Annotated in this window: 22 protein-coding genes; 7 read left to right on the top strand and 15 right to left on the bottom strand. The window is 40.7% G+C overall.

What is annotated here, in order from left to right:
- Positions 1 to 46: 46 nt before the first annotated feature.
- Together JFU56_RS13330 and JFU56_RS13335 are read left to right on the top strand one after the other, a co-directional pair.
- The gene (locus JFU56_RS13330) at positions 47 to 838 is read left to right on the top strand and encodes an inner membrane protein YpjD (RefSeq protein ID WP_198437787.1); all 792 of its coding nucleotides are present in this window, start codon (positions 47 to 49) and stop codon (positions 836 to 838) included.
- A 68-nt stretch (positions 839 to 906) separates the two neighbouring features.
- The gene (locus tag JFU56_RS13335; RefSeq protein ID WP_198437788.1) at positions 907 to 2,199 is read left to right on the top strand and encodes an HlyC/CorC family transporter; all 1,293 of its coding nucleotides are present in this window, start codon (positions 907 to 909) and stop codon (positions 2,197 to 2,199) included.
- Between the two features lie 99 nt (positions 2,200 to 2,298).
- On the opposite strand, the gene JFU56_RS13340 is transcribed toward JFU56_RS13335, so the two are convergent.
- Both JFU56_RS13340 and JFU56_RS13345 read right to left on the bottom strand, forming a co-directional pair.
- The gene (locus JFU56_RS13340) at positions 2,299 to 2,583 is read right to left on the bottom strand and encodes an HU family DNA-binding protein (RefSeq protein WP_017221893.1); all 285 of its coding nucleotides are present in this window, start codon (positions 2,581 to 2,583) and stop codon (positions 2,299 to 2,301) included.
- A 255-nt stretch (positions 2,584 to 2,838) separates the two neighbouring features.
- Positions 2,839 to 3,423, bottom strand: a complete 585-nt coding sequence (locus JFU56_RS13345) for a YjaG family protein (protein WP_198437789.1) — start codon at positions 3,421 to 3,423, stop codon at positions 2,839 to 2,841.
- A 520-nt stretch (positions 3,424 to 3,943) separates the two neighbouring features.
- On the opposite strand from JFU56_RS13345, the gene traF (JFU56_RS13350) reads away from it, so the two are divergent.
- The 3 genes from traF (JFU56_RS13350) (at position 3,944) to JFU56_RS13360 (ending at position 6,666) form a co-directional block, all read left to right on the top strand.
- Positions 3,944 to 5,248 carry a conjugal transfer protein TraF gene (traF, locus tag JFU56_RS13350; RefSeq protein ID WP_198437790.1) on the top strand — a complete coding sequence of 435 codons (1,305 nt, stop codon included), beginning with the start codon at positions 3,944 to 3,946 and terminating at the stop codon, positions 5,246 to 5,248.
- A 245-nt stretch (positions 5,249 to 5,493) separates the two neighbouring features.
- Complete coding sequence (gene traF, locus JFU56_RS13355) at positions 5,494 to 5,760, top strand: conjugal transfer protein TraF (RefSeq protein WP_198437791.1); 267 nt, start codon at positions 5,494 to 5,496, stop codon at positions 5,758 to 5,760.
- 267 nt (positions 5,761 to 6,027) lie between these two features.
- Positions 6,028 to 6,666, top strand: a complete 639-nt coding sequence (locus tag JFU56_RS13360) for a PepSY domain-containing protein (RefSeq protein WP_198437792.1) — start codon at positions 6,028 to 6,030, stop codon at positions 6,664 to 6,666.
- A 161-nt stretch (positions 6,667 to 6,827) separates the two neighbouring features.
- Here the strand turns inward: JFU56_RS13360 and recA are convergent, their stop codons facing one another.
- Positions 6,828 to 7,886 (bottom strand): recombinase RecA, encoded by a 1,059-nt coding sequence (gene recA / locus JFU56_RS13365; protein ID WP_198437793.1) that lies wholly within the window; start codon positions 7,884 to 7,886, stop codon positions 6,828 to 6,830.
- Between the two features lie 178 nt (positions 7,887 to 8,064).
- On the opposite strand from recA, the gene mutS reads away from it, so the two are divergent.
- The gene (gene mutS, locus JFU56_RS13370) at positions 8,065 to 10,632 is read left to right on the top strand and encodes a DNA mismatch repair protein MutS (RefSeq protein ID WP_198437794.1); all 2,568 of its coding nucleotides are present in this window, start codon (positions 8,065 to 8,067) and stop codon (positions 10,630 to 10,632) included.
- Between the two features lie 28 nt (positions 10,633 to 10,660).
- Here the strand turns inward: mutS and JFU56_RS13375 are convergent, their stop codons facing one another.
- The 8 genes from JFU56_RS13375 to ftsB form a co-directional block, all read right to left on the bottom strand.
- Positions 10,661 to 11,353: an RNA polymerase subunit sigma gene (locus JFU56_RS13375; protein WP_198437795.1), complete on the bottom strand. Its 693-nt coding sequence runs from the start codon at positions 11,351 to 11,353 to the stop codon at positions 10,661 to 10,663.
- A gap of 209 nt (positions 11,354 to 11,562) precedes the next feature.
- Positions 11,563 to 12,522, bottom strand: coding sequence for an RNA polymerase sigma factor RpoS (rpoS, locus tag JFU56_RS13380; RefSeq protein ID WP_198437796.1), 960 nt, complete (start codon positions 12,520 to 12,522; stop codon positions 11,563 to 11,565).
- Between the two features lie 68 nt (positions 12,523 to 12,590).
- Positions 12,591 to 13,493 (bottom strand): peptidoglycan DD-metalloendopeptidase family protein, encoded by a 903-nt coding sequence (locus tag JFU56_RS13385; protein WP_198437797.1) that lies wholly within the window; start codon positions 13,491 to 13,493, stop codon positions 12,591 to 12,593.
- Positions 13,490 to 14,131, bottom strand: coding sequence for a protein-L-isoaspartate(D-aspartate) O-methyltransferase (locus JFU56_RS13390; protein WP_198437798.1), 642 nt, complete (start codon positions 14,129 to 14,131; stop codon positions 13,490 to 13,492). Before JFU56_RS13390 ends, JFU56_RS13385 begins: the two co-directional genes overlap by 4 nt.
- The gene (gene truD / locus JFU56_RS13395; protein ID WP_198437799.1) at positions 14,128 to 15,183 is read right to left on the bottom strand and encodes a tRNA pseudouridine(13) synthase TruD; all 1,056 of its coding nucleotides are present in this window, start codon (positions 15,181 to 15,183) and stop codon (positions 14,128 to 14,130) included. The genes JFU56_RS13390 and truD overlap by 4 nt, the downstream gene beginning before the upstream one ends.
- A gap of 66 nt (positions 15,184 to 15,249) precedes the next feature.
- Positions 15,250 to 15,729 (bottom strand): 2-C-methyl-D-erythritol 2,4-cyclodiphosphate synthase, encoded by a 480-nt coding sequence (ispF, locus tag JFU56_RS13400; RefSeq protein WP_198437800.1) that lies wholly within the window; start codon positions 15,727 to 15,729, stop codon positions 15,250 to 15,252.
- Positions 15,730 to 15,744: 15 nt separating this feature from the next.
- Positions 15,745 to 16,449, bottom strand: coding sequence for a 2-C-methyl-D-erythritol 4-phosphate cytidylyltransferase (ispD, locus tag JFU56_RS13405; RefSeq protein WP_198437801.1), 705 nt, complete (start codon positions 16,447 to 16,449; stop codon positions 15,745 to 15,747).
- Positions 16,450 to 16,458: 9 nt separating this feature from the next.
- Complete coding sequence (ftsB, locus tag JFU56_RS13410; RefSeq protein WP_198437802.1) at positions 16,459 to 16,743, bottom strand: cell division protein FtsB; 285 nt, start codon at positions 16,741 to 16,743, stop codon at positions 16,459 to 16,461.
- Positions 16,744 to 17,258: 515 nt separating this feature from the next.
- Between ftsB and JFU56_RS13415 the strand changes: the two genes are divergently transcribed.
- On the top strand, positions 17,259 to 18,911 hold the full coding sequence (locus tag JFU56_RS13415; protein WP_198437803.1) for a hypothetical protein: 1,653 nt from the start codon (positions 17,259 to 17,261) through the stop codon (positions 18,909 to 18,911).
- 147 nt (positions 18,912 to 19,058) lie between these two features.
- Here the strand turns inward: JFU56_RS13415 and eno are convergent, their stop codons facing one another.
- From eno to JFU56_RS13435, 4 genes are all read right to left on the bottom strand, one after another.
- Positions 19,059 to 20,360: a phosphopyruvate hydratase gene (gene eno / locus JFU56_RS13420; RefSeq protein WP_198437804.1), complete on the bottom strand. Its 1,302-nt coding sequence runs from the start codon at positions 20,358 to 20,360 to the stop codon at positions 19,059 to 19,061.
- A gap of 69 nt (positions 20,361 to 20,429) precedes the next feature.
- Positions 20,430 to 22,067, bottom strand: a complete 1,638-nt coding sequence (locus tag JFU56_RS13425; protein WP_198437805.1) for a CTP synthase — start codon at positions 22,065 to 22,067, stop codon at positions 20,430 to 20,432.
- 152 nt (positions 22,068 to 22,219) lie between these two features.
- Positions 22,220 to 23,014, bottom strand: coding sequence for a nucleoside triphosphate pyrophosphohydrolase (gene mazG / locus JFU56_RS13430; protein WP_198437806.1), 795 nt, complete (start codon positions 23,012 to 23,014; stop codon positions 22,220 to 22,222).
- 210 nt (positions 23,015 to 23,224) lie between these two features.
- Complete coding sequence (locus JFU56_RS13435) at positions 23,225 to 26,431, bottom strand: HD domain-containing phosphohydrolase (protein ID WP_198437807.1); 3,207 nt, start codon at positions 26,429 to 26,431, stop codon at positions 23,225 to 23,227.
- Positions 26,432 to 26,452 lie beyond the last annotated feature (21 nt).

Here is a 26,452-nt window from a genome sequence, read left to right on the forward strand (position 1 = left end):
TACTGGGCTACATAACTACCTATAAATCAACATTAAAGTGAGCCCTATGGAACTGTTTGCTCTCGGCGCTATTATTTTCTATATAGCTGCAACTTATTATTGCATTAAAGCCTTAACGGTTACGCAGCAGCCTAGCATACGTACTATCTTCATTTTAGGGGCGAGTGCGACACTTTGCCATCTATTCTGGATGGGCTTTGATATTGTCACGACTGCAGGCATTAATTTAAGCATTATTAATGTCGCAGCACTGATTAGTTTACTCATTTCAATGATAATGACGATGTCGGTCAATAAATTTAAAATATTACCTTTGTTACCTATCGTCTATGGTTTCTCGATCGTGGTGATAGCGATTAGTTATCTATTACCGACTATCTATATTTCCAACCTAAGTCATAACACACCACTCGTTATACACATTGTGGTGATATTGTTTGCCTATGCAGCGTTCATCGTGGCGAGCTTACTCGCGCTACAAATGGCTTATCTAGACTATCAGCTTAAACACAAGCGTCCTATTGCGATGCACCCCGCACTACCATCATTAATGACAATAGAAAAACAACTGATAAGACTACTCAGCGTTGGCTTAGTATTGCTGTCGATTGCGATACTAACCAGCTTCATCTTTTTTGAAGATGCATTTACGCATACACAAGCACATAAAACCGTCTTGTCTATCTTAGCGTGGTTATTCTATTCAGTATTACTCTGGGGCCATTTTAAACAAGGCTGGCGTAGCAATAAAATTGCATTTGGTACCTTGTTTGGCTCTATACTACTGTCATTGGCTTATTTTGGATCTCGCTTTGTAAAAGAGATAATCCTTAAGTAATACCGTTAAACAGATAACCACGACACTTTAATCATTATACATATACTCGCGTAATCAAAGGATAACACTTGGACGACATATCAACGGGGACCTTGTTTGGTCTCCTGACTATTTTAATTCTTATATCTGCTTATTTCTCTAGCTCAGAAACCGGCATGATGTCTCTCAATCGTTACAGGCTTAAGCACCTGGTTAAAAATAACCATACGGGTGCGAAACGTGTAGAAAAACTCCTCAACAGACCGGATCGTTTGATTGGTCTTATTCTAATTGGTAACAACTTGGTCAATATCCTGGCCTCTTCTATAGCAACGATTATCGGTATGCGTTTATTCGCAGAAAATGAAGCGCTTGGTTTAGCTGTTTCTACCGGTCTATTAACGATTGTTATCCTTATTTTTGCTGAAGTAACACCAAAAACGTTAGCCGCGCTGCACCCTGAAAAAGTCGCCTTCCCAAGTTCATTTATATTACGTCCATTACTCACGCTATTTTACCCGCTAGTATGGCTCGTTAATATCATTTCCAATGGCCTACTTCGCCTATTCCGTGTCAATGTTAATCATGATGATAATGGCGCGTTAAGCTCTGAAGAACTGCGTACAGTGGTACATGAAGCCGGTGCGATGATCCCACAACGCCACCAAGATATGCTTATCAGTATTCTCGATCTAGAAAAAGTAACGGTTGATGACATCATGGTGCCGCGTAACGAGATCATCGCCATCGACATTAACGATGAATGGGAGATCTTGTTACGTCAATTACGTAATATCTCTCACACCAAGGTATTGCTATATCGTGACACTATCGATGACGCGGTTGGCTTTGTGCATACCCGTGATGCATTACGTTTATTACTTAAAGAACAATTCGATAAAACCACGCTATTACGTGCGGTAAAAGAGCTGTACTTCATCCCAGAGGCAACGCCACTTAACGTGCAGCTATTGAAGTTCCAACGTAAAAAAGAGCGCATAGGCTTGATCGTAGACGAATATGGCGACATTCAAGGTCTAGTAACACTTGAAGACATCTTAGAAGAGATTGTCGGTGACTTTACAACCACCATGGCGCCTTCGGCAAGCGAAGAGATTGTAGCGCAACCTGACGGCAGTTATATAATTGACGGTACTGCAAACGTGCGTGACATTAATAAAGAAATGAACTGGCACTTCCCAACCGATGGTCCAAAAACTTTAAATGGTTTGATTTTAGAATATCTGGAAGAGATCCCAGAACCTAATATCAGCCTCAAGATTGCAGATCATCCACTCGAAGTGCTAGAAATAGAAAACAATGTTATCCAACGTGTTCGCGTACAACCAGCCGAGAAAGAAAACCCTCAGCTCGTATCTTAAATCGCGTATTCACTGAGTAATCATTAAATCGCAGATAATAAAAAAGCACCTAATTTAGGTGCTTTTTTCATTAAGTTTTAAATTAATAAAAACTAATGTTTATTTGTTTGCGTTTTTAACTGCATCTTTCAGTGCTTTACCAGCAACGAATGCAGGAATTGTAGCAGCAGAAATTTGAATTTCTTCACCCGTTTGTGGGTTACGGCCAGTACGTGCAGAACGTTCGCTTACTTTAAAAGTACCGAAACCGATTAGCTGTACAGCTTCTTTTTCTTTAAGGCTATCAGTGATCGCACTTAGGATCTCTTCTAGTGCTGCTTTAGCTTGTACTTTAGTTAGATCTGCTTTCGCTGCAACTGCATCGATTAATTGAGTTTTGTTCATAAGAATGTCCTTTCCACTATTCAATAACGTTAAACTGTTAAACACTCTATTCAAAAATAGCGTTGACCGCAAAGGATTTATCGCCTTATTTCAGTCAATTGCTGAGAGAATAATCAACAAATGAGGTGGCGCTCACACTAATCCCACTCTATGTACAAAAAAACATCATAAAAAAGCCATTACAATTTTCGTGACAACCAGCCACGACAGCCCTGAATACCAGTGCTGACGCCTGTTTAATGATATTTCAATTAATTAATCTAAGGTAATACCAATATTAGAAATGCCATCATTTTTGGCACAGTGGCGTATTGCTTTTATACTATCAGGCGATTTCTGTACGGTTAATAGGTCTAAAATCGCTTGTTGAAATTCAAACTCTTCTTTCATTAGTTCATCAGCAAACATTTCGTCTTCATCAAGTTCTTCGCCTGCTAGCGCTTCCAAATAACTCGCGACAGTACCAATAGATACACGTGAAGCATTAACAGCTTCGTTCACGTCTGGATCTGGTCCAACTAAACTATTAAATGCACTGTTCAGTATGACACAAGCATCAAGCGCCGGATAAACACCATAAACATCAAATTTATCGACATTTGGAATAATTGGTTCGAATCGGTCTAATTGAATAGCAAAGTTAATCTTACTGCTCTTAACTGTTAGCGACTCCCAAAACAGATCCAGTGATGAACGAAATTGCGGCGCATCTCCTGTTTCACAGGCTTCAGAAAATAACTTATAGTTAGGGTAGCTACGTTCAGCAAGTGCCGTAATAAAGCTAACTTTCTGCCAAGGTAATAATTTCAATAATTGCTGTTCATAGTTTGTTTCTAGCACAGAAATAACCTCTTAATTTATTGTTTTCATTCTTTCAATAATAGTTAAACATTCTCAATTTAAGACGACATTTACTTAAAGCCATTAACTTAAGCTATTTATTTAAAGGTCACTGTGAGAATGCCCACTCGAGTTCGATTATCATCTATATCGGCAAAAGGATAATAAAGTATGAAATCATTACCTCATACTTTGCTACTTCAACTCGGTCCAATACATGCTGGATACAGTGTTCGGATTAAAAAATTTAGTATCTCGTGATGAGTTCAGCTATTTATACTCGCTATATTAAAGAGATACAAGACTGACCAAACCAATCTCACGAAATCGACGTTAATTCAAACGAAAAGATCAAGATCACAAATTCCATCCCATAAACTAGTACTTAACATCAAACTTAAGTTCAGCCCATCCAATGCTAATATTTGTTCATCAAGTAATAAACATCACTTAAGGTTTATTCTCGCAAAACGCTGTTGATTAACGGATTAATCGACACATGATAAAATCAGGGATTGATATGAAACGTATAGTTATTATTTCAGCACTTACGTGCGCGATTGCACCAACCACTTTTGCTGCTCAGTTGTATTTTGATGCGCGTAACGATGCAATGGGCGGTGCCGGTGTTGCATCTTCCGATTTTGTAACAGCTGCGTTTGTAAACCCTGCATTATTAGGCCAAGGTAAAACAGATCACATTGGTGTTATCTTGCCTGCTATTCCATATAGTGATGATGGTAATCCACGTTATGCGCCAACTTCTTTTGGTGTCCAAACCGACACTTCTAGTGCATTTTTAGGGGCGCTAGATAATGTCAAAACAGCCCAAGATGCTTATGACAATAATACCAATGTATTAACTGCCGCTGCCTATGCTAATGCACTGGGTGAATTTGATGGCCAGCGCATGGGAGTCAATGCGGGAACGAGCTTTGCAATTGCATTACCAAGCAAGGCTTTATCAATGGCTTTCTTCGGTAACTCTTACATGACGAGCATCGCTACAGCGAAAGTCAGTCAAAGTGATATTGACTTAGCCAATGGCCAAAATTTGGGGGATCTTGATAGTAAAGTTAACCTGGCAGGCGTATCCATCTCAGATCTAGGCCTCGCGCTATCAATGAATTGGGATGCAGATATCGCCACAGTCTCTATTGGCATATCACCAAAATATCAACGTATCGATACTTACAGTTATGACATTTCAATCAATGACGATGGCCTTTCTGAATTTGAAGATGGCTTCCTTGATGGCTTAGACAAGCAAAGCCATTTCAACCTTGATGCCGGTGTTGCGATTGATTTTTATGATACTTTCCGAGTAGCTGTCAGTGGTCGTAACATGCTAAAGAAAGATCTAGAAATAGAAACAACAGCCTATAAAGGGATCAACCAAGCCGATGAAAAAATGCTGTTCACACTAGCGCCATTGGTCACAGCGGGTTTTTCACTGCACCATAACTATGCAACATTGACGGCAGAAATGGACTTAAATGATGCCATTGGTTTTGAAAGTAACAGTGAGTCTCGCTATGCTCGCGCAGGTATTGAAGCAAATGTATTTGATTTCTTACAATTACGCGCTGGTATTCGTCATGATTTGAATGATATCCGCGAAGATTTATATACTTTAGGTTTTGGTATTTCACCAATGAACTTAGTCCACATAGACCTTGCAGCAACAGTCAGTAAAAACGGTGCTTATACTGTCTATCAAGACGGTGGATTTAGCGATGGCGGCCTCAATTCAGCAAAGACCACTGGAGACGATGCACCCTACGGTATCGACGGATTTGTATTACAAGTATCGGCTAAATTTTAAATTATTGAGCATGATCACATAATAAAATAACACCACAAAATGCACCCAGATTGATAGTTTTCAATACATTGTATTAATGCATGTTAAAAGCACCTTTTAGAAGGTGCTTTTGTGTTATTTAACTCGCATCAATAACCGTCAAAAAATATATTTACGCTTATCCTCTATAAGTACACAGGTCGATTTAGAGAATGCCGTACTGCATCGAGCCCGCGATAACAATCTCGAACTTGTAAGGATACGCAATGAAGAAACACACACTGTCGACGCTCATTTATCTCACCCTTTCTAGCAGTTATATATCATCACTCCACGCAGCCCAACAGTACTTTCAATCACGCAGTGATGCGATGGGTGGCACGGGTGTCGCATCCGCACACTATCTCAGTGCCCCCTTAATGAATCCTGCGCTACTGGCTCGTTATTCTCAAACGGATGATTTTGGGTTACTACTCCCTGCGATAGGCGCTCAAATTACTGATGATGGTTCGCTCGATTCCGCTATGATTTAAATGAAAACGACAGTAACCAAGTGACATTTGGTATGGGGCTATCACCTTTAAGTGCATTTAATATTGATGTAACGGGTATGATCAGCGAAGACAATACTTATGGAATGGTCGCTCAGACATCTTTCACATTCTAGTGCATCACCAATGCGCCTTATGTAAAAATAAATGTTATTTAATCATAAAAGGCATTGATAATAATGCCCTAAACTGGTCTTTTTATTATTAAACCGTAAAATAGCGGCAACGACTCTTTCTTTAATAGACCGAATGAATATTTACATACTACACCGCTACCTTGGCTATTTATTAATATTACCAGTGGTTTTATGGGCGCTTACTGGTGCCTTTTTTTTAGTTAAACCCGGCTATAAAAATGCCTATGAACAATTACAAATAATCAGTTACCCACTCGATTCGACCTTACCGCTGTCGCCGCTGGTTGAGTGGCAAGCTATCGCGATTAATCGCAGCATTTTAGGCAGTCACTATCGGGTTAAAGTAGCTAATAAATGGCTACACATTAATCCTTTAGATAACCAAACGCTGTCAGAGCCAAGCTCACAAAGCATCATCAATTTATTACAAGATGCGATAAAGCATAATCCAGCACGCTATGGCTCAGTATTAAGCTATCAAGATGGGGTCGCAGTGACGAATACGAAGGTAAAGCTGATGTTTGACTGGTCACGGCTAAGCCTGCGCCAACAAGGTGCGGACAGTCGATTCTTCAACACTATGTATGATATTCACTATCTACGCTGGACGGGTAATAAGGTATTTGATCAGTGGTTTGGCTATATCGGCTTGGGATTATTGGCATTAATGGCGTTGACGGGGGTGGTCATGGTCAAAAAATCGATGCGGAAAGTCGATGCAGAAGTCGATATGAAGCGCCCTAAACAATGACCTAACTAATACCTAGGCTAATAACCTAAATAAAAAATAACAAAAAGGCTAGTATTCGCATACTAGCCTTTTTCATTAATCATATTTGTGTCATCTACACTCGCCGATTAAAACTAACCGTTAGCTATTACCCATGATAGGCAGTGTAAATTGACAGCAAATTAAAATTCGTTTTCAGTTTCAGGTGTATTAACAGTTGCTACTTCTTCCTCTTTATTACCAAGCAGATTATCACGGATCAAACCATCGATTTCAGCGGCAATAGCAGGATTGTCGATAAGGAATTGCGTTGATTTCGCTTTACCTTGACCGATTTTCTCACCTTTGTATGAGTACCAGGCGCCGGCTTTTTCAATTAGTTTTTCTTTAACGCCTAGGTCAATTAATTCACCGTTACGGTTAAAACCTTTACCGTATAGGATTTGGAATTCAGCTTGTCTAAACGGTGCTGCAATTTTGTTTTTCACAACTTTAACACGTGTTTCATTACCCGTGATCTCGTCGCCGTCTTTCACTGAACCAATACGACGGATATCTAAACGTACTGACGCGTAGAATTTAAGTGCGTTACCGCCCGTTGTTGTTTCTGGTGAACCAAACATTACACCAATCTTCATACGGATTTGGTTAATGAAGATACACATAGTGTTAGTCGTTTTTAAGTTACCCGTTAGTTTACGCATAGCTTGCGATAACATACGTGCTTGCAGACCCATGTGGCTATCGCCCATGTCGCCTTCGATTTCAGCTTTTGGTGTTAGTGCCGCTACAGAATCGATTACGATAATATCAACAGCGCCAGAGCGTGCTAACATGTCACAAATTTCTAATGCTTGCTCACCAGTATCTGGTTGCGATACTAATAATTCATTAATATCAACGCCTAACTTACCAGCATAGATAGGATCTAGTGCATGCTCAGCATCGATAAAGGCACAGATTTTACCATCACGCTGTGCAGATGCGATAACTTCTAATGTTAACGTCGTTTTACCACTTGATTCAGGACCGTAGATCTCTACGATACGTCCCATCGGCAAACCACCAGCACCCAATGCGATATCAAGAGAAAGTGAACCAGTAGAAACTGTTTCCACATCCATGGTACGGTTATCACCTAGCTTCATGATCGAACCTTTACCAAATTGCTTTTCAATTTGTCCAAGTGCAGCAGCTAAGGCTTTTTCTTTATTCGCGTCCATTTTATTCCCCTGAGGCATAATCGAGTATTTAATTTTATAGCCTAAGTATACTGTTCGTTCATACAGTATCAAGCAATAAAATAATATTTTTTTAAAAATAATTCATAGCGCATATTTATCTATAAGAAAATACAGTCGCCACCATGCTTTAGCATTGTTATTATAGCTACAATTATTTTTTCAGAACCGAGCCGCTATGCAACCTGACTTTCTTGCACCTAAAGACTTACCTAATCACACGCCTATGATGCAGCAATTTTTTAAGTTAAAAGCTGAGCAACCCGATATCTTATTGTTTTATCGTATGGGTGACTTTTACGAGTTATTTTATGATGATGCTAAAAAGGCCTCGCAGCTTTTAGGTATCTCTTTAACCAAGCGTGGTAAGTCAAATGGTAACCCTATCCCAATGGCGGGTATTCCTTATCATTCATTGGAAGGCTACCTAGCAAAGCTAGTACGTAGTGGCGAATCGGTTGCTATCTGTGAGCAAATTGGCGACCCAGCGACCTCAAAAGGCCCAGTTGAACGCAAAGTAGTCCGTATTGTGACACCAGGCACCGTCAGTGATGAAGCCTTATTAACCGAGCGTAATGATAATCTACTCGCCGCACTATTTCATGACGGTAGTACCTTTGGTTATGCGACTCTTGATATGGGCAGTGGTCGTTTCCTGATTAACCAGTTTAACTCTGAAGAAACCTTACTGGCAGAACTACAGCGAACGGAGCCTGCTGAGTTGTTGTATTGTGAGTCGTTTGAATCTGTTCAACATATTAAACATCTTAAAGGTCTACGTCGTCGTCCTGAATGGGAGTTTGATTTACAAACTGGCCGCAACGTTTTATGCCAACAGTTTGGCACGAAAGATTTGGTTGGTTTTGGTGTTGAAAATTCACCTGTCGCATTATGTGCAGCAGGCTGCTTAATGCAGTATGTCAAAGAAACCCAGCGCACCGCATTGCCGCATATCCGAGCCATCAAGCTTGAACAAACCGAGCAGATGGTCGTCATGGATGCTGCGACACGTCGTAATTTAGAACTGACGCAAAACTTATCTGGCGGCACTGATAATACCCTAGCAGAAATACTTGATCATACTTCAACCCCGATGGGTAGTCGCCTACTAAAACGCTGGTTACATCAACCAGTCCGCGATAGTTTGGTATTAGAACAACGCCAATCGAGCATTCAATCGTTATTGGATGTTGGCGCATTAAACAGCATCCAACCCGTGCTACGTACTATTGGTGATATCGAGCGTATCATTGCCCGTTTATCACTGCGATCTGCTCGTCCACGCGATTTGGTACGTTTACGTAATGCATTCCAGCAATTGCCAGAACTGCAAACTTTGCTTGCGGAGCACACAGCAGAACACTTAATTTCATTGCAACAACTCGCTGGTGAATTTAGTGAGCTTGAAACGTTATTAAGCTTTGCGGTTATCGACAACCCTCCGGTATTAATTCGAGATGGTGGCGTGATTGCCCCTGGTTATAATAAAGAACTCGATGAATGGCGTGAACTAAGCCAAGGCGCGACTGATTACTTACACGCGTTAGAAGAACGTGAAAAACAGCAGACCGGTATTCCGACTTTAAAAGTGGGTTATAACCGCGTACACGGTTATTTCATCGAAGTGAGCCGCCTGCAATCAGATCAGGTACCAGTACATTATATCCGCCGTCAAACGCTGAAAAATACTGAACGCTATATTATCCCTGAGCTGAAAGAACACGAAGACAAAGTGCTAAGCAGCCAAGGTAAATCACTGGCGTTAGAAAAGCAGCTATACGAACAACTATTAGATAAGTTATTACCCTACATTCCGGCATTACAAGACAGTGCTGCGGCATTATCTGAACTCGATGTATTGTGTAACTTTGCTGAACGCGCAGAAACTTTAAACTACTGTCGTCCAACCATTAGCGTGAAACCGGGTATCGATATTACTAATGGTCGCCACCCTGTCGTTGAGCAAGTGATGACCGAACCGTTTATTGCCAATCCGGTACAGCTCAACCCTGAACGTCGTATGTTAATCATTACGGGTCCAAACATGGGTGGTAAATCAACATATATGCGTCAAACCGCATTAATCACATTGATGGCGCACATCGGTAGCTTTGTCCCTGCAGAACAAGTGACGACATCGTTAATCGATCGTATCTTCACGCGTATTGGTGCGTCAGATGATTTGGCATCTGGTCGTTCAACCTTCATGGTCGAAATGACGGAAACCGCGAACATCTTGCATAATGCCACGGCGAACAGCCTGGTATTGATGGATGAAATTGGTCGTGGTACAAGTACCTACGATGGTTTATCACTTGCTTGGGCTTGTGCTGAGTATCTAACGAATAAGATCCAAGCCTACACGCTATTTGCTACCCACTATTTTGAATTAACGACGTTAACAGAACAGCATCCGAGTCTCGTCAATGTGCATTTAGATGCGGTTGAACACGGCGACTCGATTGTGTTTATGCACGCCGTACAAGATGGTGCTGCAGATCGCAGCTATGGCTTACAAGTTGCAGCGCTCGCTGGCGTACCAAAAACAGTTATCCATGCCGCTAAAGTTAAATTACATGAGTTAGAGCTTAATGCACAACATCCCGTCGCTGCAGGTGAACGCCCACAAGTTGAAATGCAACCAGCGGCACATCCGGTGATTGATGACTTGAGTGCATTGAACGTTGATAACTTGACGCCGCGTGAAGCATTAGAGATGTTATATCGTTTAAAAGAACAACTTTAATTAAGCATTTCTACTTAACCATTAATGCTTAACCACTTGTACTTAAAGTAAAAAGTTCACGGTAAATTAAAAAGCCTAAATTATCGAGATCATGTAAAATGGTTGCTTGGTGATTTGGGCTTTCTGTTACGTAGCTAACCACCCTTTCTAACGCCTGGCGTTGAGTCGAGTAAATGCCAGCTATCACCCGATATTTAATCAGTTTACCTGCATTAGATACGCCCATACTGTCAATATGTGCCACGACAATATACTCAGGTACAGACATTAATTGATAAGCTTGCTTCAACCACTCGCTTAATTGTTCAAGATCTCGGCCTAGCGCTCTAAATTTACTGTTCACCTGACCATTTTCCAATCCGAGTTGATATGCTTGCGTATAACTAAAACAATCTTGCTCGGTAACGATGCGGTGCATCGCATGACTCATCTGCCAAGAGACATCGCCAAAACCATTCATCTTAAGTCGCGTTGACAACTGTGGTGTATCAATTTTTCGCTCGCCAAAGGCCATATTAAAAGACGCATAAAGAACCGATTCTTTTTCTACCTTAGATCCAGATAACCCGTGTATGACGGTGGGCAGTAAAATGAATTTAGCATCATCTGCAATCACAGGAATATCACTGTTAATAAATAACCGCTGTGTAGAACAAGACGAGACGAATAACACACAAGACAAAGTGAATAACAATCGAAGTAAAAAACGAGTTGATAGCATAACCTTCCTTAAACAATCCATGTTTGCAGAGGGTTATTAAGATACTAGAAATGTATGAATAGTATGACTGGTTTTAATAAAATAAGAATAAAGACTGATTGAAGTGCTAACGATTAAGACTAGGTAGCATCTTAATGAGTGACGACTCAGTATCTTAACAAGCAATCACTCCTGCACACCACATCTATTTAACCGATAAAGTCCATCGCCTAAATCGTGAATAGGGCTTCAACTGATAAGCCTTGCAAGGCCAGCACTTCACGTAAGCGGCGCAGCGCCTCAACCTGAATCTGCCGCACACGTTCACGCGTTAAACCGATTTCTCGGCCGACATCTTCAAGCGTTGATGCATCATAACCTAACAAGCCAAAGCGCCTCGCGAGCACCTCGCGTTGTTTCGGATTCAACTCTTCAAGCCAACGCACAATACTAAATTTAATATCATCATTTTGGGTGCAACTTTCGGGGCCATCACCTTTTTCATCGGATATTATATCTAATAATGCTTTTTCAGAATCGCCACCAATCGGGGTATCAACCGAACTTATTCGTTCATTCAAACGTAGCATTTTACTGACATCAGCAACGGGTTTATCTAATTTATCAGCGATGTCTTCAGCGGTAGGTTCATGATCTAATTCATGCGCTAATTCACGCGCGGCGCGCAGGTAAACATTAAGCTCTTTAACGACATGAATAGGTAAGCGGATAGTGCGGGTTTGGTTCATGATGGCACGTTCAATCGTCTGCCTGATCCACCATGTGGCATAAGTCGAGAAACGAAAGCCACGCTCGGGATCAAACTTTTCGACCGCGCGAATAAGACCAAGATTACCTTCTTCGATCAAATCTAATAAAGCCAGGCCACGGTTATTATAGCGTCTGGCAATTTTAACCACTAAACGTAAATTACTCTCGATCATACGCTTGCGTGAACTCGCATCACCACGTAATGCACGCCGCGCATAAAAAACTTCTTCTTCTGCGGTTAACAACGGCGAAAAACCAATTTCCCCAAGATAAAGCTGCGTAGCATCTAAGCTTTTGGCATCATTAGGAACGAGGTGTTCATCTTCAAATATATCCATCCCTGGCTGTGCTTTTTTAGCGTTATCAGATACTTCATTACCTGTAACGTTTAACTTATTTGCGTCAGTTATCTTGCCCATTACGAATTGCCTCCTGACTGAAGTAAATAGCTTATTAAGACTAGCCTAATAAACTAGTTTCAGTCGAGCTAACGCTTAGGCAAGTAACGCATTGGGTTAACAGGTTTACCACGAAAACGGATCTCAAAATACAATTCAGCACCTGAATTGGGGCCTGTATTACCCATGGTTGCGATCTTCTGACCCGCCTTAACCCATTGTTGCTCTTTCACTAATAACTTTTGGTTGTAGGCATATGCGCTTAGGTAGTCATCATTATGCTTGATGATGATTAAGTTACCGTAACCACGTAAACCATTACCAGAATAAACCACTCGGCCATTTTCAGAAGCAATCACGTTGCGTCCTAAGCTGCCGCCAATATTAACGCCTTGCTGCCCTGATTTACTCGTCGAATAAGTACTAATTAATTTGCCTGACGCCGGCCATCCCCATTTCAATTGGTTGTTACTCACCACGGTTTTTGGCTTCACCACAGGTTTCACTTTCACTGGAGGCTTAGGCTTCACTGGTGGTTTAGTTTTTACCGGTGATCGGACAGGGGCTTTCGCGACAACCGTTTTGGTCGTTGCAGGTTTAGCTAATGGTTTTGATGGCGCTTTAATACTGGTTTTGGCGCTATTGTTATTGCTGCTAGACGTTGTAGCGACTTTCACCGAGACCGGTTTTTTATAAACTGGCGTGGGTATTTTACCCTGTAGTTTTAATACCTGGCCGGGGTAAATTTCATAAGAGTTAGGGATCTTATTTAAAGCCGCTAAAAATTTAAAATCTTGATTACTTCGCCATGCTATCGCATACAGGGTATCGCCTTTTTTAACACGATAACTCGATGCATAAATACGAGATCTAAGTTCAGTTTTATAACCCTGAACACTCGTTACAGGTGCAGGGCTATGATTGGCAGTAGAGCAACCGACTAACTGCGCGAGCAGAAAATACAGCGCAATATGATGCCATTTTATACTCACGCTAAGTCACCTTGTACTAAAGGCACAAAGCGTACATTTTCAACATTCTGACTGGTGTAGCTATCACCATTGCGAGTGATCACTTGTAATACTTGAGATTCGACACCTAAGGGAAGAATCAGCTGACCACCATCGGCTAATTGCGTTAATAGTGCTTGCGGTACTTCCGCAGGCGCAGCCGTCACGATAATAGCATCAAATGGCGCTTTACTTTGCCAGCCTTGCCAGCCATCACCGTATTTCATCATCACGTTATGCAGGTCCAAATTCTTTAATCGTCTTTTTGCTTGCCACTGTAGTGCTTGAATACGCTCTACCGAGTAAATACGGGGAAACACTTGCGCGAGGATAGCCGTTTGATAACCCGAACCAGTGCCAATCTCCAGCACCCGCTGTGGCTTGCTTTGCATTAACAGTTCCGTCATTCTAGCGACAATATAAGGTTGGGAGATCGTCTGACCTGCACCAATCGGCAAGGCTTGATTACCCCATGCCTGCAATGCAAATGCCTCTTCGACAAAATAGTCTCGTGGCGTATCCTGTATTGCAGCCAATACACTCGGTGCACTAATTCCTTGTTGTTCAAGCAACGATTTTATACGCTGCCCTGCTACTCCTGTATTACCCAGTTGGATCATACGTCTCCTGATTTAACTTCTTGGTCAAAATGACGAACAACAAATTTTTCTTCAATTAATTCACGCACCACACTTGTTGCAAAACAACCTGATGGCAGATAGAAACTCACCGTTAGGCTATTCTCAGCAAGTTCATAGCTAAAGTTTTGCGGGCGTAATATTAACGCTTTACGTTCTTGGCGTAAGCCAGCAGCAACAAGTCCTTCAAGCAATTCTGGATATTGCGCGATGATAGTATCTTCAAATGCTAACGCGTCACTCATCGCACTACTATTGCCTTTACCCACTAACGGTGCAGATAATTTCAGAGCACCTTGCGCAACACGCTCAATGATATCGGCCGTTAAGGTCTCTTCGGTAAAGAATGAGTTCGAACCTTGTAAAATCAAGCAATCACCTGGCATTGGGGTTTGCCATTTTGCCTGGCTAATACGCTGACTCACAACCTGATTGAATATCAAACTACGGGCAGCAGAAATATAAAAACTACGCTTGTTACGGTCTCTAATTTTTTTACCAGCAAACATCTCTTTTGCACAATCGATATTACTGCCATTACGGCCAAAGCGCTGCTCACCAAAGTAATTCGGCACACCGACTGTTTTTATATTTTCTAAACGTTCCACGAGGCCATCAGTACTGCTTAAATCCGTCATTTTTAAAGTAAACTGATTACCTTTAAGTGCACCGGTACGCAATTTTTTGTTATGACGTACAATTTTGAGTACTGTAATCTGCTCTGTTTCAACACTCGAAAAATCAGGCGTTTCTTTACCCGGCATGTGAATGCCAAACCATTGTTCCGTAATAGCATGGCGATCTTTCAGGCCTGCATAGCTAACATGTTTATCTGCCACACCAGCGGCTTTCGCTAATGCACGAGCCACATATTGGGTATTTTCTCCCTCTTTACGGATCGAGATAAAGATATGTTCACCTTCACCTGTTAACTCAAAGCCAAGGTCTTCAATAACCACAAAATCGGCAGCTTCCTGCTTAATAAAACCTGTGATAGTAGGTTTGCCGTATAAATATTCAAATTCAGGAAGCATTGTGTTCTCCACATTAGGGTTAGTTTGCATTAATTTAATTTCGCTTATCTATTCTTTACTAATAACTTACGCATTCTTCATTAATAATACGACCGCTTCACATGCAACGCCTTCTTTACGCCCTGTAAAACCTAGTTTTTCTGTCGTTGTCGCTTTGACATTTACCGTACCAATGTCAGTTTCAAGATCATCACTTAATACCGCTCGCATCGCTTGAATGTGGGGCGCGATCTTAGGTGCTTGAGCAATGATGGTGACATCTAAGTTACCGATGCGATAACCCAGTTCTTTCACTTTACTAAACACGTCTCGTAATAAAATACGGCTATCAATGTTTTCAAATTCAGCTGATGTATCAGGGAAGTGATGGCCAATATCGCCAAGCGCTAGCGCACCAAGTAAGGCATCACAGATTGCATGTAGTGCAACATCACCATCGGAATGCGCTAAGAAACCTTGCTCATAAGGGATTGCGACACCGTTAATCATTACCGGACCTGCATTACCAAATTTATGTACGTCAAAACCATGGCCAATTCTAAACATTATTTATCTTCCCCATTACATTTCATGATTATTCTGTTGCGTTAGCTGCTGTAAAAATAGCGTCGCTAGCGGCATGTCTTCAGGACGGGTTATCTTAATATTATCTGCGCGGCCAACCACCATTTTTGGGGTTAAACCAAGTAATTCAATTGCCGAGGCTTCATCGGTAATATTCGCATTATCAGCAAGACCAGTGGTAAGTGCATCGTTCAGCAATTTAACCGGAAACATCTGTGGCGTTAACGCATGCCACAATAACTCACGATCCACAGTGGCAATGATATTACCTTGGGCATCAGTACGCTTCATCGTATCGCGAACCTGGCTACCAAGAATAGCACCATGCTCAGAATCGAGAGCACCAGTAATTAAATTATCGATATCAACGTGAGTAAGACAAGGTCGTGCGGCATCATGTACGAGCACCCAATGGTATGCGTGACAGACCTGTAATCCCGCTAATACTGAATCAGCGCGTTCTTTACCACCATCTACACGTATAACAGCGGGGTCGTTAGCGATGTCTAAATCGGCAAACCAGCCATCTTCAGGCCCTAACGCAACCACAACTTGGCGAATGCGAGGGTGGCTTAATAACGCCATTAACGTGTGTTCAATGACGGTTTTATTGTGCAGCTGTAAATATTGCTTGGGAATATTTGCGCCCATACGTGCGCCAACACCCGCGGCTGGGACAACCGCGATAAATTGTTCCGTCATCTCTGTCGCCTAATTATTGTCATCATCATTAATAATACGGTAGAAGGTTTCGCCTTTCTTGATCATACCTAACTCATTACGCGTGCGCTCTTCAATCGCATCGTTACCATTACGTAAATCTAATATTTCATTTTTGAGTGCGGTATTACGTTCGAGCAAAACTTGGTTATTGTTATACTGAATATCGACTTCACGTTCGATTCGTTTGTAGTCCATCAAGCCATTATTTCCGGCAACAAAATGATAGAGCAATAAACTGAGAATTAAGATTAATACAAAATAAAGCAGGCGCATGACAATCATCCCGTAAATGAATCAGTTATTGTCACATATTATGGAAAGATTGGTTAGCGTATAAATAAAAAAACCATTAGAAATAAGATTCGAATGAGATAAATCTAATACCGCTAGGCAATTAAATCTAAACATTGATGAATTAACTACAAAATCAATCTCCACGTATGACATTCCGTCTTCACTGACCAATAAGCAACCAGTTCACTAACTGACACCTCATAAAAATATAATCCACTAACAAAACAACACTCTAAATAAATAATACTATCAACCATTATGACTTTCGCTCGCAGATCACATAACGCGACACACTGTCATCTATTTATTTTTATTATCGACATAAATGCTGCATATTTAAAATCAAGTTACCGCTAACATAATTGCTAACAATCATGCATAACTTAGTCACACCAAGCTACAAACTCAGTTAAATAACGTGAAAACCAAGAAACCACTGAGTTACCGGTAATTTTACATTTAATTATTTTATACGATTTAAGGAAGATAAAGCTATGAATAATATAAATAAAAAGTTTGCATTAACGCCACTAGCAGCAATCCTATCACTAACATTAATTGGCTGTGGTTCTGATAATACAGAGTTCGGAGCAAACTCAAATATTACTCTGAATGATAAAGGCCAGGTTATCGAAGAAAGAGTTGATCTTGATAATGATGGCGTGACCGATTCAATCTTAAAGTATGAATATAATCAAGCAGGCTATATTTCTGCCGAATCAGAAGATAAGAATGCAGATGGCATTCCAGACATCGAAAAAACATTTGAGTATAATGAACAAGGTCAAAAAACGAAGCAAACATCAGACTGGAATCATGATGGTATTTCAGAGTCGACCGACGTATATGAATATGATGAAGCAGGTCAAATCACTAAAGTATCAACGGATAGAAATAATGATGGTATTTCAGAGGTTAATTTCTCTTACGCCTATAATTCTGCAGGATTAGTAGAGGCGAAAGCGAGAGATCTAGATAATGATAGCATTAGTGAAAATGTAGAAGCATTTCAATATAATGAACAAGGTCAAGTAGCCTCTCAAAATAATGACTTAGATGGAGATGGCATCAATGATGAGGTTCTCAACTATGAATATAATGATGCCGGCCTAAAAACAATTGTATATAAAGATGTTAATGCTGACGGCATTGATGATCAAGTTGAATTATATGAATATAACGCCGATGGGCAATTAATCCTACTGACTAAGGATCTCAATCTTGATGGTATTCCAGAGAGCAGAGAACGTTATGAATATAATACTTTAGGTCAAAAGACAGTTAAACATACCGACCGTAATGCTAACGGCATCGAAGATGAACTCGAATCATACCAATATAATGATCTTGGCCAGGTCATTTTAGCCATAAGGGATATTGGCAGCGACGGGATTGTCGAAGGTACATTATCTTATGAATATAATGAATTTGGTCAGTTTGTTAAGCGTGGCTTTGACAAAGGTTTTATCGATGGGGTTGATGGCGTAATTGATCTATACGTTTACACCGACTACAGTGATACCAGACAAATTACAGGTAACCAGTTTGATGTCGATGGCGATGGCGTAATTGATACATCGCAAGTATACCTAATCGATATACGAGGTCATAGAGTTGCAGCCATTAGATATAACACGCAAGGTATCGAGACATATCGCGCAATTTATGAATACGACAAATATAGACATGTCTCAGAAATGTCTAAGGTTGATGCCGATGGCACAGTTGCATACACGCACACATATGCATACAACGAATTAAACCTTGTCAGCACTCAAAATACGGTTAATGCCGATGGTTCATCGTATGCGCATACTTTCAATTATAATAACTTGAATAAAGTAGAAACAACAGAGACCGATAAGACAGGTAACGGCATCACAGATCTTATTACGAGTATCGGATATGACGACTTCGGCCGAGTGGCTTACCGTTATGTAGATACCGATGGCGATGGCACGACCAATGTCACCTTTCATAATATTTACAATATCATGGATAAGATTGCCACTGAAGAAATGGACAGTAACCAGGATGGCAATACCAACAGATTTACTTACAATTATTATGACAACGCGGCAACGCTAATTCGTACAGAACGGGATAATAATGCCGACGGTATTATTGACGAAGTCATCAATCGTTAATAATGCGATTATCTTTACTTGTTATCCGATTTTAAAATAATTATACGCACATTACCGGATAACTTAATCGTATTAATAAATTAGAGGTGAAAAAAACCCGCTATAAAGCGGGTTTTTTAATCTATTCAGAATTAAGTGTTAAGCAAATTAAGCTTGACCCTTAACCTCTTTAAGACCGTTGTATGGTGCTTTTGAACCTAGTGCTTCTTCGATACGTAGAAGTTGGTTGTACTTAGCAACACGATCAGAACGGCTCAGTGAACCAGTTTTGATTTGGCCAGCAGCAGTACCAACAGCTAGATCAGCAATTGTTGCATCTTCAGTTTCACCGCTACGGTGAGAGATAACAACAGTGAAACCAGCGTCTTTAGCCATTTTGATTGCAGCTAAAGTTTCAGTTAAAGAACCGATTTGGTTAAACTTGATTAAGATTGAGTTAGCAATACCGTTGTCGATACCACGTTTCAGGATCTTAGTGTTTGTTACGAATAGATCGTCACCAACTAATTGGATTTTATCACCCATTAGTTTAGTTTGGTGTGCGAAACCATCCCAATCAGACTCATCAAGACCATCTTCGATAGAAACGATTGGATATTTGTTAGTAAGATCTTGTAGGAAGAAGTTGAACTCTTCAGAAGTGAATTTCTTACCTTCACCTTTAAGATCGTAGATGTTTGCTTCTTTGTCGTAGAACTCAGATGCAGCACAATCCATCGCTAACGTAATGTCTTTACCTAGTTCATAACCAGCGTTTGCAACAGCAACTTTAATTGCAGCAAGTGCAGCTTCGTTTGATTCTAAGTTAGGAGCAAAACCACCTTCATCACCAACAGCTGTTGAATGACCAGCAGCTTTAAGTACTTTAGCAAGGCTATGGAATACTTCAGCACCCATACGTAAACCTTCACGGAAGTTTGCAGCGCCAACAGGTTGAATCATGAATTCTTGGATATCTACAGAGTTATCCGCATGCTCGCCACCGTTGATGATGTTCATCATTGGAAGAGGCATAGAGTAAACACCAGAAGTACCGTTTAGATCAGCAATGTGAGCATAAAGAGGTACTTTCTTAGAGATTGCAGCAGCTTTAGCTGCAGCTAAAGAAACAGCTAAGATCGCGTTTGCGCCAAATAAAGCTTTGTTCTCAGTGCCATCAAGGTCGATCATGATTTGATCAAGTTCAGCTTGTGCTAGTGCATCTTTACCAGCTAGAGCGTCACCGATTGGACCATTGATTGCTGCAACAGCTTTAAGTACGCCTTTACCTAAGTAACGCGCTTTATCGCCATCACGTAATTCAAGTGCTTCACGTGAACCAGTTGATGCGCCAGACGGAGCAGCAGCCATACCGATGGAGCCATCAGCAAGATGTACTTCAGCTTCTACAGTAGGGTTACCACGTGAATCCATGATTTCACGACCTAGAACTTTAACGATCTTAGACATTTTGATTTCCTTAACTATTAAAAATTTAAGTATGCCGCGTTACCGCGACACTAATATTAAAATCTCTGATTAGCTAGTTGATGATTTTTTATTTTCACCAGCAGCATTAATGAATCCTTCAAATAATGCGTGACCATCTCGTGGTGTTGACGTGAATTCCGGGTGGAATTGAGCAGCAACAAACCAAGGATGATTAGGATTCTCAACAATCTCTACCAATTTCTTATCAGCAGATAAACCTGTTACTTTTAGGCCTGCTTTTTCGATTTGTGGTAAAAGATTGTTGTTAACTTCATAACGGTGACGATGACGTTCTTTAATCGTCGCACTACCGTACATTTCTCTTACTTTACTACCCGCTTTAAGATGACACAGTTGTGCACCTAAACGCATAGTACCACCCAGGTCTGATTTACCAGTACGCTCTTCAACGTTACCTGATTCGTCAATCCACTCTGTAATTAAACCAACTACAGGGAACTTCGTTTCTGGGTTAAATTCTGTTGAATGTGCGCCTTCTAGACCGGCAACATTACGTGCGAATTCGATTAACGCTACTTGCATACCTAAACAGATACCGAAGTAAGGAACGTTGTTTTCACGTGCAAATTTCGCTGCAAGAATTTTACCTTCAACGCCACGTTCACCGAAACCACCAGGTACCAAGATACCATCAACAGTTTTAAGTATGTCTGTGCCTTTCGCTTCAAGATCTTGTGAATCAATATATTTGATTTTCACGCTGAAACGGTTTTTCAAACCACCATGTTTAAGTGCTTCATTTACTGATTTGTAAGCATCTGGTAGTTCGATGTATTTACCAACCATACCGATAACAAGTTCATCAGTTGGGTTAGCTTCTTCAAAAATAACCTGTTCCCACTCAGCTAGATCGGCTTCTGGTGCAGTTAAACCGAAACGGTTAACAATGAGCTCGTCTAAACCTTGTGCTTTTAATAGCGCAGGAATTTTATAAATACTGTCTACATCTTTCAGTGAGATAACGGCTTTTTCTTCTACGTTACAGAATAACGAGATCTTAGCGCGTTCGTTCGCAGGTACATTACGATCAGAACGACAAATTAGAATGTCAGGCTGAATACCAATTGAACGTAACTCTTTCACTGAGTGTTGTGTTGGTTTTGTTTTAACTTCACCAGCAGCACCTAAATAAGGTACTAATGTTAAATGCATAAACATTGTGTGGTCACGACCTAGTTGCACGCCCATTTGACGTAAAGCTTCTAGGAAAGGTTGAGATTCGATATCACCTACCGTACCACCCACTTCTACTACTGCAACATCAAAGCCTTCACTGCCCGCGATTACGCGTTCTTTGATCTCGTTAGTAATATGTGGAATAACCTGAATCGTTGCACCTAAGTAATCACCACGACGCTCTTTTGCAAGCACTGATGAATACACTCTACCTGTAGTAAAGTTATTACGTTTAGTCATGTGAGTACGAATAAAACGCTCATAGTGACCTAAATCTAGATCGGTCTCAGCGCCGTCGTCCGTTACGAATACTTCACCATGTTGAATCGGACTCATTGTGCCCGGATCAATGTTAATGTAAGGGTCTAGTTTCATCATTGTGACTTTTAAGCCACGTGCTTCTAAAATAGCTGCTAATGATGCTGCCGCAATACCTTTACCTAATGAGGATACTACCCCACCAGTAACAAAAACGTACTTAGTTGTCATACATAACCTGAAGTTGTTAGGGATTAAATAAGTATTATTGAATATATACCAGAAGGGACGACATTATAAACAAATCCCCCTCATCCCACAATGTTGACAAGTATACCATTGTCGTTTTTCCATAACTGTGCGGTAGATCATATGTTGTAATTTTATTTCACTTTCTGCCAAAATGATTCCATTTCACTTATAGAACAATCACTTAATGACTTACCATTCTGTAATGCAAGTACTTCTACCTGTCTAAATCTTTTTTCAAACTTTTCATTTGCCTTGCGGAGTGCTTGCTCAGGGTCTTGCTTTAAGTGGCGAGTGACATTCACAACAGAGAACAACAGATCACCTAATTCCTCTTCCAGTTTATCTGTATCTACAATGTGCGCATCAGCCTCTTCTACGACCTCATCAATCTCCTCGTAAACCTTTGATAAAGCTTGCTTATAATGTTCAAAATCAAATTTAACATCCGCTGCACGCTGCTGTATTTTTGCGGCTCTAACTAAGGCGGGTAAAGCATGAGGAATATTGTCTAATGCACTGAGATTCGTTGTTTTATCATGGCTTGATAAACGTTCTTTAGATTTTTGTTTTTGCCATGCATCAATAATACCAGCCTTGGAGTGTAGTTTTATTTCACCAAAAATATGTGGGTGACGTTGTAATAATTTATTCGCAAGTTGCTGGATAACATCATCGAAACTAAATAAGGCTTGTTCTTGCCCCAATCGTGAGTAATAGAGGACATGATAAAGTAAATCACCTAATTCACCTTCCAACCCTTTAATATCATTATTATCAATTGCGTCAATGACTTCGTAAGCTTCTTCAAGGGTAAATTTAGTGAGCGATTTAAAATCTTGTTGCAAGTGCCAAGGGCAGCCTGTATCTGGGTTACGTAATTGTTCTAGCATCTGATGCAAATCGGCGATCGTGTACTTTTCTTTCAAAATAACTCCTATTAATTAAAGTTTTCAGCTAAAGAGCGTAGATCTAGGCTCATAGAGATAATGCTAAGTCATAAACCAAAGGCAAATGCTTTATCAAGGAGTATATAATGATATGTCGCGTATTTGGAGTGGTGTCATTAAATGTTCGAGGCGAGGAATATAATACGCGATAGGCCACTATAGATGGCTTATCGCGTGGAAAAACTGTAATTAAGCAGTTAATTTTTTACTAAAGTTCGTTTCATCGGCTTGCTGTGGCTGCAGGTATTTACTTACATCAACCTCATCTAATTGCTCAGGTTTCAGATATTCTTGGGCATATTTAATATGTGTACCACTCTGTAAAAATAGCTTAAATAATTCGATATCTAAATGCTGGTCTAAAGCCATTTTGAACATGATATCAACGGCAACACTCACCGGTTTAGCTTTCTTATAAGGACGGTCAGAAGCCGTTAACGCTTCAAATATATCCGCAATAACCAAGATTCGCTCTGGAATAGAAAGATCCTCAGCGGTTAGCTTACGCGGATAACCAGTGCCTTTAAGTGTTTCGTGGTGCGTTGAAGCATAACGTGGCACGCGACTTAATTCCGACGGAAACGGCAGATTTTCTAACATCTTAATCGTACTGATCATATGTTCGTTAATCTTATATCTGTCTTCCGCCGTTAAAGTACCGCGGCTAATCGTCAGGTTATACACTTCACCCAAATTGTATTGATGCTCAGGTACATCCATTTTAATACCATGTTTCGGATCAAACTCAACGTTACGTTCACGCTTGATAATATGTTCTGGCTTGTCAGACAATAATCGTTCAATCACCGGTAATCCTGATGATGTCGATACTTTAGCTAACTCTTCGACTGGTGATAGGCCAATGCTATCGTCAAAATGACGTAACCACGTTTGCGATGATAATGCTTTCACACGCTCAATCTTATCGTTACTCATGAATTCACCACCCACATTTGAAGTCGCAATAAACTCAAAGTCATCGGTTAGTTGCTGCTGCCTTGATGCCAGTACTGCCGCTATTTCGGCTTTATCAGCGGGTGCTGCTAGTTGCTGTGTTAACGCGGCTATTTCAGCATCACGCCACAATATTTCAAACCGAGCTCGGATCTCGTGAATACGGTTGTAGTTAGTTTCTAATTTACTGCCTTTATCAACAATGTGTTCAGGAGTTGTTATCTTGCCACAGTCATGTAGCCAAGCCGCGATCCTAAACTCACGTTTCTCATCTGCATTAGCAAATTTAAAATCTTTGAATAAAGTCGCATTACTCTGCTCTGCTGCTTCAGCTAACATAATGCCAAGCTCTGGTACACGATTACAATGTCCCGCTGTATAAGCAGACTTGTCATCAATCGCTTGGGCGATAAGTTTAATAAACGCCTCTAAAAACTCTTCTTGTGCGAGCTCGTGTTGCTTTAATGCCATAGACATTTCGTTTAATGATGTCGATAACTCCCATATCTCTTTGATCGGTGTATCAACCAACTTCACCTGATCATATTCCCGATTTTTTATTTGTTGAGCCTGCAGACGTAATTTATAAATAGGACGCACAATAGGCCCACTGAATAGCCAGGCTAACGGTAATATCAACAGCATGATACCAAGCGTGATCCCCACTGACATCGCGATACGTTGATTGACGCCACTATAAATAACCTCTTTCGGGATTATCACAGAAAAGAATTCCGTCGCATTATTACCTGGTTTAATCGGGCTAATATAAATAAACTGCGCCTCGCCATCAATCACCCGTTCAACAATTTTTCCGTATGCACTTTTTTGATTCGCTAATGCTAATAGCTCCGGGTAAGGGATCATGATATTACCCCTAACCAACTGCCGATTATCCATCCATTTACTTTTCAGCACCTGTCGTTGCTCTAGCGTGATATTGCGAATAGCTAAATTAATGATTGGCATCAGTTCGGCGTATTGCTCATTAAGCACAATATGAAATTCTGATGAATACCCTTGCGGTGCAATGCTAAATAGCCTGTGTAATTGTAAATTGCGATGAAAATATTGCATCAACCCCGATTCTAATACCGCGCCACTATCAAGCAATGCAAAGTTTTCTCCCATTGACACAGATTTAAATGCGGCTTTTAAGGTTTTAAATTCAACCAGTTCAACATTCGGAAATTCTTGCTTTAACGACGGGATAATTGACCAACCAGCTAAGATGGCGACTTTCTTACCTTGCAAGTCAGCATAGTCACTAATATAAGGCTGGTTATCTTTAGTTACTATGGCAAAGGGTAAATTATATATAGGCTCTGAATAGAGCCCTTTAATGGTATCTTCATTTGCTTGCTGTAGAGAGTGCAAACCATCCAGTGAGCCGTTATTGTATTTATCAACCAACTCCCCCCAAGTGAAACCATTAATAAATTCAAAATCAATACCCGTCATATCTTCAATAAGATTTAAGAGATCAATCGCATAACCTTTCGGCTCACCTGATGCGGCAAAATCTATCGGCGCCCAATCATTTTGATTCGACATTTTTATAGAGGTTATTTGGCTTAATGCGCGGGTTTGTGCCGGGCTTAAGTCGAGTGGCTTAGCTGGAGGAACTGTAATAGTTTCGCTATTTTGACGATTAGAGGCAATGACATCGCCCGATTTAAGGTAGATAAATGATTCAACCCCCGCATCATCACCAAGATTAAGCTGATTAACGGATAGTTTACTCGCTAACGACGACAGGACAATATCAATGCCCAGTACATAACTTTTTTGACTATTCGCCTTCGACGAAAACTGCAAAGAATAAGTTTGGCCAGTGATCTTTAAGTGTTGGAATAAATAAGGCTTAGTTTTGGTGACGTCATCGGCATTAGCAGAGACAAACCAAGGTCGTTCGCTAGGAAAATAATTACTTTGAGTTGCTTTTAATTCACGTAACTCGAAATCATGATTATAATAATACGTCTCGCGGATACGCTTGGTGGGCTCACCAGAAATTTTGATCACCACCCAACGGTCACTACTATCTGCAACTATTTTGTCTCGAACTATCGGCGAAGAATCAAGGTTGATAACTTGATAAAATTGGTTATTATCAGCGCCAATATAGATGCTGTAAAAGAGGGGGTTATCTTCCATTGATTTCGATAAGATATCGCGAATATCAATTTCATCGGCATCTATATCAAGCGTTCTGCTAATCGATACTAATAACTTTGCGGTACTGGTTGCATCAGACTCTAGATCTTGTACATACTCACTCAGTTCTGCAGATGACACCGACAACATAGATAGCGCCTGCTCCGTTGCCATCTTTTGACTAAAGTGATATTGCAGTGAAATTGCCACCAGCGTGGTTAAAATGGTGGCGAGTAGAAACATCCCCCCCACGGTAAAGCGAAGTGAAAGCTTAGTCTGTGTCATTGTGTTCATCCCTAAATACAA

The sequence above is a fragment of the Moritella sp. F3 genome (genome assembly GCF_015082335.1).
Lineage (GTDB): Bacteria > Pseudomonadota > Gammaproteobacteria > Enterobacterales > Moritellaceae > Moritella.

Bases quoted from the DNA above. Each gene is read 5' to 3' on its own strand.
- JFU56_RS13330 (WP_198437787.1), top strand. From the start codon at position 47: ATGGAACTGTTTGCTCTCGGCGCTATTATTTTCTATATAGCTGCAACT.
- JFU56_RS13340 (WP_017221893.1), bottom strand. From the start codon at position 2,583: ATGAACAAAACTCAATTAATCGATGCAGTTGCAGCGAAAGCAGATCTA.
- traF (WP_198437790.1), top strand. From the start codon at position 3,944: ATGAAACGTATAGTTATTATTTCAGCACTTACGTGCGCGATTGCACCA.
- traF (WP_198437791.1), top strand. From the start codon at position 5,494: ATGAAGAAACACACACTGTCGACGCTCATTTATCTCACCCTTTCTAGC.
- JFU56_RS13360 (WP_198437792.1), top strand. From the start codon at position 6,028: ATGAATATTTACATACTACACCGCTACCTTGGCTATTTATTAATATTA.
- recA (WP_198437793.1), bottom strand. From the start codon at position 7,886: ATGCCTCAGGGGAATAAAATGGACGCGAATAAAGAAAAAGCCTTAGCT.
- mutS (WP_198437794.1), top strand. From the start codon at position 8,065: ATGCAACCTGACTTTCTTGCACCTAAAGACTTACCTAATCACACGCCT.
- JFU56_RS13375 (WP_198437795.1), bottom strand. From the start codon at position 11,353: ATGCTATCAACTCGTTTTTTACTTCGATTGTTATTCACTTTGTCTTGT.
- rpoS (WP_198437796.1), bottom strand. From the start codon at position 12,522: ATGGGCAAGATAACTGACGCAAATAAGTTAAACGTTACAGGTAATGAA.
- JFU56_RS13390 (WP_198437798.1), bottom strand. From the start codon at position 14,131: ATGATCCAACTGGGTAATACAGGAGTAGCAGGGCAGCGTATAAAATCG.
- truD (WP_198437799.1), bottom strand. From the start codon at position 15,183: ATGCTTCCTGAATTTGAATATTTATACGGCAAACCTACTATCACAGGT.
- ispF (WP_198437800.1), bottom strand. From the start codon at position 15,729: ATGTTTAGAATTGGCCATGGTTTTGACGTACATAAATTTGGTAATGCA.
- ispD (WP_198437801.1), bottom strand. From the start codon at position 16,449: ATGACGGAACAATTTATCGCGGTTGTCCCAGCCGCGGGTGTTGGCGCA.
- ftsB (WP_198437802.1), bottom strand. From the start codon at position 16,743: ATGCGCCTGCTTTATTTTGTATTAATCTTAATTCTCAGTTTATTGCTC.
- JFU56_RS13415 (WP_198437803.1), top strand. From the start codon at position 17,259: ATGAATAATATAAATAAAAAGTTTGCATTAACGCCACTAGCAGCAATC.
- eno (WP_198437804.1), bottom strand. From the start codon at position 20,360: ATGTCTAAGATCGTTAAAGTTCTAGGTCGTGAAATCATGGATTCACGT.
- JFU56_RS13425 (WP_198437805.1), bottom strand. From the start codon at position 22,067: ATGACAACTAAGTACGTTTTTGTTACTGGTGGGGTAGTATCCTCATTA.
- JFU56_RS13435 (WP_198437807.1), bottom strand. From the start codon at position 26,431: ATGACACAGACTAAGCTTTCACTTCGCTTTACCGTGGGGGGGATGTTT.